At 33.8% G+C, this 14,670-nt stretch carries 11 protein-coding genes and 1 pseudogene; all 12 read left to right on the top strand.

Annotated features, from left to right (window positions below; translation table 11 throughout):
- Positions 1-51 precede the first annotated feature (51 nt).
- Positions 52-1,062, top strand: coding sequence for a glycosyltransferase family 2 protein (locus C5470_RS08375; RefSeq protein ID WP_166287672.1), 1,011 nt, complete (start codon positions 52-54; stop codon positions 1,060-1,062).
- A gap of 10 nt (positions 1,063-1,072) precedes the next feature.
- Positions 1,073-2,230, top strand: a complete 1,158-nt coding sequence (locus tag C5470_RS08370) for a DegT/DnrJ/EryC1/StrS family aminotransferase (RefSeq protein ID WP_166287669.1) — start codon at positions 1,073-1,075, stop codon at positions 2,228-2,230.
- On the top strand, positions 2,231-2,842 hold the full coding sequence (locus C5470_RS08365; RefSeq protein ID WP_166287666.1) for a sugar transferase: 612 nt from the start codon (positions 2,231-2,233) through the stop codon (positions 2,840-2,842).
- 9 nt (positions 2,843-2,851) lie between these two features.
- Entirely contained in the window at positions 2,852-4,729 is a 1,878-nt protein-coding gene (locus C5470_RS08360; protein WP_166287663.1) for a polysaccharide biosynthesis protein, read from the top strand.
- A gap of 353 nt (positions 4,730-5,082) precedes the next feature.
- Positions 5,083-6,036, top strand: a complete 954-nt coding sequence (locus tag C5470_RS08355; protein ID WP_207626928.1) for a DMT family transporter — start codon at positions 5,083-5,085, stop codon at positions 6,034-6,036.
- 868 nt (positions 6,037-6,904) lie between these two features.
- Entirely contained in the window at positions 6,905-7,777 is an 873-nt protein-coding gene (rfbA, locus tag C5470_RS08350; RefSeq protein WP_166287660.1) for a glucose-1-phosphate thymidylyltransferase RfbA, read from the top strand.
- Complete coding sequence (locus C5470_RS08345) at positions 7,774-8,181, top strand: sugar 3,4-ketoisomerase (RefSeq protein ID WP_166287657.1); 408 nt, start codon at positions 7,774-7,776, stop codon at positions 8,179-8,181. Before rfbA ends, C5470_RS08345 begins: the two co-directional genes overlap by 4 nt.
- 59 nt (positions 8,182-8,240) lie before the next feature.
- Positions 8,241-9,362, top strand: a complete 1,122-nt coding sequence (locus tag C5470_RS08340) for a DegT/DnrJ/EryC1/StrS family aminotransferase (RefSeq protein ID WP_166287654.1) — start codon at positions 8,241-8,243, stop codon at positions 9,360-9,362.
- 9 nt (positions 9,363-9,371) lie between these two features.
- Entirely contained in the window at positions 9,372-10,619 is a 1,248-nt protein-coding gene (locus C5470_RS08335; RefSeq protein WP_166287651.1) for an O-antigen translocase, read from the top strand.
- 334 nt (positions 10,620-10,953) lie between these two features.
- Positions 10,954-11,685: an IS5 family transposase gene (locus C5470_RS08330; RefSeq protein WP_242687839.1), complete on the top strand. Its 732-nt coding sequence runs from the start codon at positions 10,954-10,956 to the stop codon at positions 11,683-11,685.
- Positions 11,686-12,234: 549 nt separating this feature from the next.
- Positions 12,235-13,467 (top strand): hypothetical protein, encoded by a 1,233-nt coding sequence (locus C5470_RS08325; protein WP_166287648.1) that lies wholly within the window; start codon positions 12,235-12,237, stop codon positions 13,465-13,467.
- Between the two features lie 107 nt (positions 13,468-13,574).
- A pseudogene (locus tag C5470_RS08320) lies at positions 13,575-14,594 on the top strand (IS630 family transposase).
- The last annotated feature ends 76 nt before the right edge of the window (positions 14,595-14,670 follow it).

Below are 14,670 nucleotides of genomic sequence, written 5' to 3'. Positions count from 1 at the left end.
TTGCATTTAAATAACTATCATTACTGTCCAAATAGAGGTTATTATTCAATCATGAAAAATATATCAGTAATTTGCCCTATATTAAATGAAGAGAAATATATAAAAGAATGTATCGAATCACTTCTAAAACAAGATTACCCTACCGAGCAATTAGAGATTATCTTTATAGATGGCTGTAGCTCAGACAATACTTTGAAAGTTATTCAAAGTTATACTGAGAAATATGAATTCATAAAAATACTATACAACCCTGAGCAACATGTACCTACGGCTCTGAATATTGGTATAAAAAATTCAACAGGAGAATATATAGCCAGAATCGATGCTCATTCCAACTATCCTAGCAACTACTTATCCAAACTATATAGTTTATCAAAACAATTTGATATTGATAATATAGGTGGAGTTATTAGTACAAAACCATGCAATCCTACAATTATTGCCCATACTATTGCATATGCCTTAAGTAGTCAGTTTGGTATGGGTAATTCCTATTTTCGAGTTGGTGTCAAGAATATAAGAAAAGTTGATACAGTACCTTTTGGTTTTTTCAAAAGAAATATATTCGATAAAATAGGGTTATTTGATGAAGACTTAACTAGAAACCAAGATGATGAATTTAACAGTAGAATTATAAAACATGGAGGTAATATATATCTTGTCCCAGACATTATTATTGATTACTACCCTAGAGATTCAATTAAAAAAATCTGCTCTATGTTCTATCAATACGGTTTATTTAAACCACTAGTCAACTTAAAATTAAAAACAACAACATCACTCCGACAACTAATACCACCGACTTTTGTCTTAGGGTTAATTCTGGGACTAGTCCTCTCATTCACTAGCCCAATATTTTTATATCTATATATAAGTTGTATTTTTATCTATTTATCTCTGGCTTTACTGGTATCAATAAGAGCCCATATTAAAAACAAAAAAAACTATATTTTCTTACCATTAATATTTCTGTGCATACATTTATCTTATGGATCAGGGTATCTCATTGGAATAATGAAAATTATATTCAATAAGAAATTCCACGTAAAAAATAAAAGATAAGGATTATATCATGAACTCTTTTTTTCTCCCTTTCGCACTTCCAGAACTCGGCCAAGAAGAAATTGATGAAGTTATTGATTCACTTAAAACGGGTTGGATAACTACCGGACCTAAAGCCAAAAGATTTGAACAAGATTTTGCTCAGTATTTAGATTCTGATGTTGAAGCAATCGCGGTAAACTCAGCAACAGCTGGATTACATTTAGCGTTGGAAGCCATTAATATCCAGCCTGGTGATGAAATCATCGTCCCTACTTACACCTTTACAGCAACAGCAGAAGTTGTCCGTTATCTGGGCGCTCACCCTATTTTTGTTGATTCTTTACCTAACAGCCTGAATATTGATCCAACAGCCATAAGAAAAGCAATAACATCCAAAACTAAAGCGATCATACCGGTGCACTTTGCCGGTTTATCCTGTGATATGGATGAAATAATTGCTATAGCTAAAGAATTTAATCTACGAATCGTTGAAGATGCCGCTCACTCATTCCCAACCTTATACAAAGGAAAAAAAATTGGCACTCTGGACACCGATGTAACCGTATTCAGTTTTTACGCCAATAAAACTATGACAACAGCTGAAGGTGGAATGCTAGTAACCAGAAATCCAGATATTATAAAAAGAGCAAAAGTCATGCGCCTGCACGGCATTAGTAAAGATGCCTTTGACCGATATCAATCTAAAATACCAGCCTGGTACTATGAAGTCATTGAACCAGGCTATAAATATAATATGCCAGATATTTGTGCAGCCATCGGTATTCACCAATTACAGAAAATAGACTCTTTTCAGAAGAAAAGAGAAGAGATGGCTAAATTTTACGATAGTGAATTAAAAGACCTACCCATTATTTTACCGACTAAACCTAAAGAACCTAATAGTCAACATGCCTGGCATTTATATACTATTAGATTGAATGATGAAGTTAAAATATCAAGAGACGACTTTATAATAAAAATGGCAGAAAAAAATATAGGTTGCTCCGTCCATTTTATCCCACTACATAAACAACCCATATGGAAAAACACCTATTCTCTTGATAAAAATAACTTCCCTGTAGCAGAAGAAAACTTCAAAAGAATTGTATCCATTCCCTTATACACAAAAATGACCCAAGAAGACCAGATCTACGTTATCGAAACAATTAAAGGAATTCTTGAATAAATGAAAATAAATTATTCAATAATAAAAATAGCTTTTGATTTCACTGCATCCTCAATTGGGCTAATTATCCTTTCTCCTATCTTAATCGCGATTGCCATTTGGATAAAAATAGACTCGAAAGGACCTATTTTTTTCCGGCAAAAACGCGTAGGTCAATATAATAAAGATTTTTATATTCACAAATTTAGAAGTATGACTACCGATTCAGAACAGAAAGGCCAACTCACTGTAGGTCACGATCTTCGTATTACAAACTCTGGAAAATTTATACGTAAATACAAACTTGATGAACTAGCTCAACTCATTGATGTTGTTCAAGGAAAAATGAGTCTAGTTGGACCAAGACCAGAAGTCCCACAATTTATGGATAAATATCCAGATGACGTAAGAAACAAAATATTATCTGTCAAACCTGGAATAACAGATTTAGCTTCTATAGAAATGATCGATGAAAATCAAATATTAGATAAATATGCAGATCCTCATCAAGCCTATATTGATATTGTGATGCCTATAAAAGCCAAATACTACTTAGAATATGTTGATGACAAGTCATTTTTCCATGACCTGAAGATTATTTTTAAAACAATTTACAAATTAGTTTTTAGGTAATTTAAAATTATGAATAAAAGAATAGTTTTTGGTCAAGATAGACTAATAAAGACCCTCGTTCTTCTCATAGTAGATATATTTATAATCAGTATTTCATACTGGCTAAGTATGTGGCTACGTCTTGACAGAGAAGTACCGCTCTACAGCTTACAGCATTGGATCACTATTATATTCACAATACCTTGCACGATATTTATTTTCTTAAGAATTGGTTTTTATAGATCGATATTGAAATACGTTAATATGAGCATATTGAAATGGGCTATTATTGGCTCATTATCATCGACTCTATTCTTAACAGCATTCTCCTTATATCAACAAGCATTCTTACCCAGAACTGTACCTATTATTTATTTTTCTTTTCTGGTTATCTCACTCTGTGGCACAAGGTTCTTATATAGAACACTGCGTAATCTATTAAAGTATAAAGGAGCCCCAGTAATTATCTATGGCGCAGGAGAATCTGGTCGGCAACTTTTACCCATATTGACAATGCATCGAGAATTCAACCCCATTGCCTTTGTTGATGACAATACTAAATTACATAATTTATCTATTCATGGGGTTTACGTCTTCTCTCCAGAAAAAATAAATTTTCTGGTAGAGAAATATAACATAAAGAAGATATTACTAGCCATACCCAGTGCTTCAATATCCAATAGAAAAAAAATAATTGAGAGACTACAAAAAGAACATTGTGAAATACTCACCATCCCAAGCTTCAATGATCTGGTTGAAGGAAAAGCTCAAATAAACTCACTAAAGCGGGTTTCCATTAATGATCTGCTAGGAAGAGAACAAGTTAATCCATTACAAGATTTACTCAGTAAAAACATCAGAAATAAAAACATACTGATTACAGGCGCTGGCGGTTCAATAGGATCCGAATTGTGCAGACAAATCATCAATCAATCTCCATCTCAGATGATACTATTTGAGCTAACAGAATATTGTCTTTACTCAATAGAAATGGAGCTTCAAAAAATAAATTCAGAAAGAGAACTCAATATAAATATCATTCCAATTCTAGGTGATATAAAAGACTCAGACAAGATAAATAAAATAATAAACAAATTTAACATTAACACAATATACCATGCTGCTGCATATAAACACGTCCCACTGGTAGAAATGAACACACTGGAGGGTATAAATAATAATATTTTTGGCACACTTTCACTTGCTCAGGCGGCACTTAAACAAAAAGTTGAAAAATTTGTATTAATCTCTACCGACAAAGCTGTCCGCCCGACCAACACAATGGGAGCAACAAAAAGATTTGCCGAACTTATACTACAAGCCTTTGCTAAAGAAAACAGCCATACAAAATTCTCGATGGTTCGTTTTGGTAACGTTCTTGGTTCATCTGGCTCAGTAGTACCCCTTTTCGAGCAACAAATGAAAAATGGTGGACCAATAACGCTAACTCATAAAGACATCACACGTTACTTCATGACTATTCCGGAAGCCGCCCAATTAGTTATCCAGGCGGGCGCGATGGGCAACAATGGCGACGTCTTTGTTCTGGACATGGGCGAGTCAGTAAAAATTTATGACCTTGCCCGAAAAATGATTAACCTCTCCGGCTTGACAGTTAAAGATAAAACCAATCCTCATGGTGACATAGAAATCCAAATTACCGGATTAAGACCTGGAGAAAAGCTTTATGAAGAGCTACTCATTGGTGATAACGTTTCTGGCACCAATCACCCTAGAATAATGACAGCAAATGAAGTATTTTTACCTTGGGATAAATTAAACTCATTATTAAATGACTTAAAGATATCTTGTGAGAATTATGATTTCGAAAACATTAGAAAGATTCTTATCAACTCGCCTATTGAGTTTCATCCCAAAGAAGATTGTATTTACGATCTTTTAAAATAGTATCTAAACTTTCTAACCGACTAAATAGACATGATACGACCATATTAATTAATGGAAGAGATGGCTATACCAGCTCACGCACTGCATCTGTGAATATATTCAATAGATCTGGCTGAAAATCGTAATATTGGCTATCTGGATAAACAACAACCCTATGAAATTCTTAATATACGAGTAATTAAACATCATATAATTCAAAAAATTAAAATAACAAGCCAACAAAAATCTCATCATTAGATATATCATATGTATTATACTTCCTTCAGTTTTTCCCTCAAAAAAGGAAAATGGAAATTATGGAATTAACCTCTTAATACGAGCCCATAAATTTATGAAAAAGTACCCAAATAGCTATGTTTATCAACCGTAAAGTAACAGCAAATGCCTATGGACTATTCTCAGGTGTTTTTTGGGGACTCACTGGTGTTCTTTTAGCTATTTTATTAAAAAGCAACACTCTTTCCTCTTATTTCCTTATTCCTATCATTATTGCCTTCCTGAATGACCTAATTTCATGTGTATACATGTTTATATATCTGCTATATCAGAATAAATATCGGGTAATAATAGCCATCACTAAGAATAAAAAATATTGGATAATCGTACTGGCAGCTATGTTGGGTGGCCCAATAGGCATGTCTTGTTATATCCTAGCCATTCAACATATTGGTGTTGGTTATACAGCAATTATCGCTGCAACTTATCCTGCCATTGGTTCTCTAATATCATTCTGTCTATTTAAAGACAGAATTCACCTTATAGGAACATTAGGCCTGATATTAGCCGTTGTATGCACCATAATACTAGGCTATTCAACAACAACACAAACAATATCCAACTGGACAGGATTCCTTTTTGCCTTTATCTGTGCACTGGGTTGGGGATCTGAAGTTGTTATCAGTTCCTACGGAATGAACAACAATATACCTGCTGACATCGCCTATTTTATAAGACAGTTATCCTCTTCAATAGGTTATTTTATTCTTATTACAGTATTTATTTTCTCCTTACCTAATGTAATACCTATCTTCTCAAGTTTCACACTATCCAGCCTGCTACTAATAGCTTCACTGACAACGACCGTATCATACCTCTTCTACTATCAAGCAATCAGTATACTCCAACCTATTCGAGCTATGGCTTTAAACATCACCTACACCGTTTGGGCAATATTCTTTGCCTACTTCCTTCTGGATGAATCCATCTCTATAAAATTATTAATCCTGTGTATAGGTGTTTCCTTAGGCTCATTCTTAACCGCTATCAACCCTCATAACATCAAAAAATTAATATTGGATCTCAAGTGAGTAAAATTATAAAGAATTTCTTCACAATGTAATAGAATTAAAGTCAACCAATATTTAAAAATAGGAAGTATAAACAGCGGACTATCATTGTGGACAACATTGAATGGAGGGAATGTCTTATGCCCTACTCCAAAAACACAGGAGAAACATTATGGTGTTATGATATAGGAGAAAGAATTCAATAAAAAATCATATTACCTAAAACCCTTCAAAGTGACCCTACTGATCAGAAAATATAACATTTTCACATCTTTATTTAATTAAACAGCTAACTAAATCCTCCTTAAATCTACCGAACTTGACTCTCACCTAACAAATAACCCCGAATCCAACCGAAGGAACGATTCCAACAAAAAACCATCAAAATCCCCGATTAGCAGCCTTATTTTATCAATTAATTAAACAAGCAGCTTGTTAAGCTTGACCCGGAGAAGCTTACAGTTTACTCTCCCCCCAAATAGTTACAAAATCTTATCCCCCGTTACTTTTTGTTACGAAAGACAAAAGTACTGGAAAATCAACACAGTGGGTAAGATTATAGAACCCTATAGGCGTTCTGGGAGCCAACAACCTAGTGCGGTAGCTTTATTTAATGGTTATTAGAACGCTGACTCAGGTTTTTCATCTGTATATACAAGAAAATTCCTACATGTTAAGCAAAAATCATTAAATAGATTCATTTAATAGTTAACCATACAATTAACCTATACCCGTTATCTTTCAAGTTGCCTCTTTGTTGGCTGCACTCGCTCACCCCGGTCACATAGTTCGCTATGCTCCCGGGGATTCGCTCCCTTGCCGTCTCGATGCATCTTGAAATCTATAGGGTATAAATCAGTAATAACATAAATAGCTTGACCAAATTAATATGAAAGGCATCATTCTAGCCGGTGGCTCTGGCACCAGATTATACCCTATAACAATAGGTATATCTAAACAGCTTCTTCCTGTATATGATAAGCCAATGATCTACTATCCATTATCAGTACCGATGCTGGCAGGGATAAAAGATATTCTTATTATTACAACTCCTGAAGATCAAATAAACTTCAAACGCCTTTTGAATGACGGAAGTAGCTTAGGAATAAATATTAGTTACACGATTCAGGCTAACCCTGAAGGATTAGCCCAAGCATTCATTATTGGTGAAGAATTTATTGGAGATAACTCAGTCTGTTTAGTTCTGGGAGATAATATCTTCTGGGGACAAGCTTTCTCACCTAAGCTACAAAAAGCATCATCTCAGAAAACTGGAGCTACTGTATTTGGTTATCAGGTAAAAGATCCTGAGCGCTTTGGGATTGTTGAATTCAATGATCAGATGAAAGCGATTTCTATTGAAGAAAAACCTAAAAAACCAAAGTCTGATTATGCTGTCACTGGTCTTTATTTTTATGACAACCGGGTAGTTGATTTCGCAAAGAGAGTAAAACCATCCAATCGTGGTGAGTTAGAAATTACATCAATTAATCAAATGTATCTTAATGATAATTCATTAAATGTGGAACTCCTCGGGCGTGGTTTTGCGTGGTTGGATACAGGTACTCACGATAGTTTATTAGAAGCGGCTACCTTTGTTGAAACTATTGAAAAACGCCAAGGGTTTAAAATTGCTTGTTTAGAAGAGATTGCATGGCGTAATGGTTGGCTAGACGAAAACGATATCGCTAAAGCTGCTGACTCTATGTCAAAAAATGGATATGGAAAATATTTACAATCTCTTATTCAGAGGAAGATATGAGTTTAATAAAGCTAATTGATTTTAAAACTCTTGGCGATGAAAGAGGCCAGCTAATTTCATTAGAAGCAAATAAAAACATCCCTTTTGAAATAAAAAGAGTTTACTACATATTTAATACTAAATCCGGTGTATCAAGAGGCTTCCATGCACATAAAGAACTCAAGCAAGTTTTATTTGCTGTCAAAGGAAGTTGCAGAATATTACTAGATGATGGGAAAGCAACGGAAGATATGATCTTAGATCAACCTCAAAAAGGTATATTGATAGACTCATTTATATGGCGAGAAATGCACGATTTTTCAGAGGATTGTGTTTTAGTAGTTTTAGCAAATCAACATTATGATGAATCTGATTATATAAGGGATTACAAGGCTTTCTCTAATATGCATAAAAACGCTTATTAAAATAGAACCTCCATTTTTAGTCAAAAATATTTAATAATATATTATCTAGGAAAGTAAAGATGATCAACTTTCTCGATTTAAAAGCAATAAACAAAAAATACGAAAAAGAATTAAAAGAAGCCAGCTCAAGGGTAATAGATTCAGGTTGGTATATAATAGGAAATGAGCTAGAAAGCTTTGAGCAAGAATTTTCAGAATATTGTAGTACAAAATATTCGATTGGTGTTGCCAATGGCCTAGATGCTTTAATCTTAGTACTCAGAGCCTGGAAAAAATTAGGTAAAATAAAAGATGGTGATGAAGTCATTGTACCCGCAAATACCTATATAGCATCAATCTTGGCAATCACAGAAAATAACTTAAAACCGATTCTAGTTGAGCCAGATCAAAACACATATAACTTATGCCCTAATAATATAGTCTCTGCGATTACAGAAAAAACAAAAATTATTTGTCCAGTACATCTGTATGGACAAATTTCACCGATGCCTGAAATAATGAAGATTGCTAATGAACATAATCTATTAGTATTAGAAGATAGTGCTCAAGCGCATGGAGCTAAAATAGCAGGAAAAAAAGCAGGTAACTGGGGTCATGCATCAGGATTTAGTTTTTATCCAGGAAAAAACCTTGGTGCCTTAGGTGATGCAGGCTCAATTACAACAAACGATGAAGAATTAACAACTACCATAAAAGCATTACGTAATTATGGATCACATGAAAAATATAAAAACATCTATCAAGGGATTAACAGTCGATTAGATGAACTTCAAGCTGCATTTCTCTCTGTAAAGTTGAAATATTTAGATATTGAAACAGAATATCGACGTAATATTGCTAAACATTATTTAGAAAACATTAATAATCCATATATAAAATTACCTATCACTATTGAACAAAATTCACTGCATCCAGAAAACCATGTTTGGCACTTATTTGTAATTAATTGTCCACACCGGGATAAACTCCAACAATATCTTTTTAGAAAAGGCATCCAAGCGTTAATTCATTATCCTATTCCTCCTCACAAGCAATCAGCATATCCAGAATGGAATGAATTAAATTTACCTATTACTGAAACAATTCATCAACAAGTATTAAGCTTACCAATTGGGCCAACCATAACAATAGAAGAGGTTGAAAAAATAGTTACTGCCTGTAATAACTTTAATATTAAATAAGTAAAAATAATGACTCTTTTCAAGACATCAATATTAAGTCTGATAGCTACTGCATTCAAAATGCTAGCTGGGCTGATCATTAATAAAGCCGTATCAATTTATATTGGCCCTGCCGGATTAGCATTGATTGGACAATTCCAAAGCTTTAGTCAATTAATTATGACAGCTGCACAAGGTGCAATCAATAATGGTGTCGTGAAATATACAGCTGAATATGGGCCAAATGATCCTAAAACACCTGCTCTTTTTGGTACTGCGGCTAAGATTAGCCTCGCAACATCGATTATAGTTGGATCATTATTAATACTATTATCACAGAGTGCCGCCAAAGAAATATTACTAGATATAAAATATCAATATGTGTTTATTATCTTTGGTTTTACCATTGTTTTATTTGTCTTGAATGGGTTATTATTATCCATATTAAATGGCTTAAAAGAAATTCAGACATATATAAAAATAAATATTATCCAAAGTATTTATTCATTAATATTTACCAGCATTTTAATTATCTTTCTTGGGTTAAATGGAGCATTAATTGCATTAGCCACAAATCAATCTATTATATTAATCGTAATATTATTCTTACTAAGAAAACACCCTATAATAAGATGGAATCACTTCATCCAACCATTTAATCGCCTCATTGCAAAAAAGCTAATGGGCTATTCGGCCATGGCAATAACCTCAGCCGTCATGGTTCCTGTATCTCACTTAATTATTCGAAATTATTTAGGTACAACACTCGGTTGGGATCAAGCAGGGTACTGGCAAGGTATTTGGTATATTTCGGCTATGTACCTTATGGTAATCACTACTGCTTTAAGTACTTATTATTTACCAAGATTATCCGAAATTACTAATAACTATGAGTTAAAAAAAGAAATAATTTCAGGTTATAAGCTAATCATGCCAATAGTAGTAGTTTGTGCTCTACTAATGTACCTACTAAAAGATATAATTATTACTATACTATTTACTCAAGATTTTATGCCTATGAGAGACCTATTCTTATGGCAAATTATAGGTGATGTTTTTAAAATAGCATCATGGTTATTGGCCTATATAATGCTAGCTAAAGCTATGGTTAAGACCTTTATAATAACAGAAATTATATCTGGGTTAAATTTTCTTATCTTATCATCTGTTATGGTTCATCATTTTGGCCTCATTGGCATAACCTATACCTACTGTATAAATTATCTAATTTATTTCATTATCATAACTGTAATTATGAAGAATTTCTTAAGAGCCTGAAACTGTGAAGATATTATTAATAGGAGAGTATAGCTCTTTACATAAGAACTTAAAAGAAGGCTTAGAATATCTCTGTCATCAAGTTGATATAGCTGCTACAGGAAGATGGCTGGGAAAACATTCCTAGAGATATTGATCTAAACTCTCGTTTAATTTCCCCTTTAAACAAAATTCACTATAGGTTTAACTTTCTTAAATTACTTAAAATTACACATAAATATGACATCATACAATTAATAAACCCATTTGCCGTTCCAAATAATTATTTTCCATTTAAATATTTCTATGAAGAATTATTTAATATAAGTATATTCCCACTTGCAGCCGGAACAGCATGTTTTGGGTGCTATGTTCCAGTGCCCTTTGGCGGGATTTACCCGAACGTTATGGTTCCTGGAAGACCGTCTATAACCGCTTTAGTCGGTGGTCAAAATCAGGAATAATTAATCTCATTTTCAATAAGTTATTGTCAATACTGGATGAGCAAGATTTAGTTGATTGGTCAGCCATATCTCTGGATGGCAGTAACATTCGTGCGGCACATTATGCGGCTGGTGCCCCAAAAAACATCCCGATATCACCGGAGACCATGGCCTGGATCGCTCTCAGGGTGGTTATGGTTCCAAAATCCATCTGGATCCATCTGGCTGTCGATGGAAAAAGACACCCACTTAATGTGGTACTCATTACAGGTCAATGTCACGAAAGTCAATATGCAGTACGCCTGTTGGATGACCTTGGTATTCGGCGTAAAAACGGTTTTATGAAACGGCGTTCAAAAGCGGTGATTGCTGATAAAGGTTACTCCAACCATGCATTACGTAACCGGTTAAAAAGTCAGGGAATAAAAGTGATAATTCCCTATAAATCCAACGAAAAAGCCCGGTCAGATGGACGGGTTAAATTCGACCATGAAGCATATCGAAGAAGAAATGTTGTAGAAAGATGTTTTAGTCGACTCAAAGAGCATCGTCGCATTGGCACACGTTATAAAAAAACCGCAAGAAACTATATAGCTATGGTGAAATTAGGTTGTACCCGTTTATTTCTTAAGACGATTATTTAACTGAGGGACACAGCCTAGTACTACAGCCGTAGAAACCAGAAATTTGCATTTTTCGTGATGCTCATGACTCTGATAAATCTCATGAATTAAACTCTTCTGTCAGTGGCTTTTCTGTTGAAAACAGGAAGTACGGCTGTAGTACTAAATAACCTTTCATAATAGTGCTACAGTTTGTTCACTTGATTAATATTTGAATAATTGAAGCTTGATACTGGCCGTACCAACTCATGCTTCTACTATGAAGAGCTTTCAGTTCTTGCAGCACAAGGCGTTATGTAAAGTGACCTACAATTTAGATGACAAATGTAATAGGTTACAATCTGGCTAGAGAATATGAATGCTCGAATAATCTACATTAACGTAATATGAAGGTCACTGAACTGTAATGAAAGAGCAGAAAATGTGGATGATCATAAAGCTTACTGAAGCCAAATATATATTTATGGTCATATCGTTAGTAATAACGTATCTATGCTTACATTGAGTCAGTGTACATATAAGTATTTCCCACTTTGTGGTATTCATTAATTGATATATAAAGAGTGAATAATGCATTCCATCTTAATAAATAAGAATATAAATACAGCGCATTTTCTTCAAAAGATTCTAACTCTATTGTTTTCCGTCTCTACATTCTTAACGTTAAGCCCATATTTTACATGGAATCTTCCATATTACTTTAGATTTTTCTGTATATTAGCCATATTAACTTTCTTCATATATACAATACATGGCGGAAAATTAAAGAAAAATGGTATATGGTTAAGTATTTTATTTTTCATAATTATATTTTCTCTTTCACTTTCAAGTAAAAATGAAACATTATTCAATGGATCAGTCTTTTTTATTTTATTTTTCTTATGCCTTCCAGATTTTTTAAAGTTAAATATTTTCAATGTATTTAAAATTATTTATGCCATATCATTATTACCAGGGCTAATATATTTTTTTTTAATTTTATTTGGGCTTGGAGGAAATTGGGAGATTATACTTCCACTAAATCCATTAAAAAATACTGAAGGCCTTTACTACAGAGTGTACTATGGTATGGTTATCTTAAGTAATCAAATATACTCTATAAGTACAGGAGAAATATTTCGCTTTTCTGCAATGTATGACGAGCCTGGTGTTGTTGGTACTGTGTCTGCATTAATATTAGCGGCTTCAGGTTTTAATTTAAAACGAAAAATTAATAAGATAATATTATTAAGTGGAATTCTTAGTTTTTCTTTAGCTTTTTATATTTCAATTTTTATATTCTTGATTTTTAAACCAAAAATTTTATTAAAGATAACTTCAATAACAACTATCACAATATTTATTAGTCTTTCATCTTTGAAAAATGTATCATTAATTCAATATTACGTATTTGATCGTTTTAGTTTAATATTAAATGGCTTTGATAAAGTTGATAACCGTATTTCTCTTTGTTTTCAAAACTATTTCAGCGATTTTCTGAATCATAAAGATACTTTTTGGGGACTCGGATATAATGCATATACCTTGACAGATTGTGATGTTTCATCTTATATTACTCTAATATACGACTTTGGTTTTTTTGGCTTTTTTCTGATCTTGATATTTTATTCTCTATTATCATTCAGTATATCTAATAATTTTATTAAAAAAGATATATTTATTAGATGGTTACCGATGATATTAGTATATCTAGCAAACATATATCAGCGCCCAACAGTTTTTGATCCTTGGAGCATAGTTATATTATGTGGAGGTTTAATTTATTCTATAAAAGATTCAAGGATAAATAGCTGTTCGAAATAATTAAATCATTTCGAAAAACTAAATAAGATCACTTGAAGGGAACTCAGTCCGATTTTTGCGATCTGATTAATCGCCAAATCAAAACAAATCCCAAAATGGACTGAGTGATGCCAATCATAGCACCAATACCCCGAAACGAACGACGTCAGATGAAAAAATTTATCCATAGAACCCGGGATAAGGACTATGCGCGTCGCCTCACCGCGCTCTTGATGCTACATGAACGGAGTACTGTTTCTCATGTCTCCAGGACTCTTCACTGTTCACGTTCCTCAGTTAATCGCTGGATAAATTGGTTTACATTATCTGGCCTGGAAGGGTTAAAAAACCTGCCGACAGGAAGACCCGCTGTCTGGCATTTATCGCCACTTTTTACTTTATTGTCGTTCTTATTACCGCCCTCTCCGCAGGATTTTAGCTACCTGCGTTCACGCTGGAGTCTTGAGCTTATTACTCGCATAATCAATAAATTATTAAACTTATCATGCTCAAAAAGCCCATTATATCGCTACTTTTGCCGGAGGGGGATTGTGTGGAGAAGGGCCGCGGCTACCCTAAAAAAATCTGACCCGGAGTATGACGAGAAAATGGCAAAAATTACAGAGGCATTGTCCAACATGTCAGAGCAAAACCCCGTTTTTTACGAAGACGAAGTGGATATTGACCTTAACCCCAAGAGCGGTGCGGACGGGTGCTTTAAGGGGCAACAAAAGCGGGTAGTGACACCGGGGAAAAATCAAAAACACTATCTTGCGGGTTGTCTCAATGCGCAAACAGGTAAAGTCACGTATGTCAGTGGTGTAAGAACGAATTCTGATTTATTTATCACTCTGTTAGAGGAAATGAATGTCCAATATCGCCATGCAGAAAGTATCACGGTAATTTTAGATAACTATGGTATTCATAAAAGCCAGAAAGTCAGGGCATAGTTAAAGCGAAACGCTAAATTTAATCTGTTGTTTTTACCTGTTTATTCTCCCTGGCTAAACAAGATTGAACGCTTGTGGCAATCGTTACATGAAACGGTAACACGAAATCATTGCTGCCAGTATATGTGGCAGTGACTTAGATATGTGGAAGAGTTTATGAAGGCGCTTTCGTTACAACAACCTGGAATGAAAAAATAAGTGTATCACTATTATGAAAGCTTATTTAGATCAACTGATTCCCAAATAGCGTCAATATTATTTTTATATAATATCT

Source organism: Photorhabdus stackebrandtii, from assembly GCF_011189495.1.
GTDB classification, from domain to species: domain Bacteria; phylum Pseudomonadota; class Gammaproteobacteria; order Enterobacterales; family Enterobacteriaceae; genus Photorhabdus; species Photorhabdus khanii.
The sequence above is the reverse complement of the archived record's forward strand: the minus strand, read 5'-3'. Positions and strand labels throughout refer to the sequence as shown.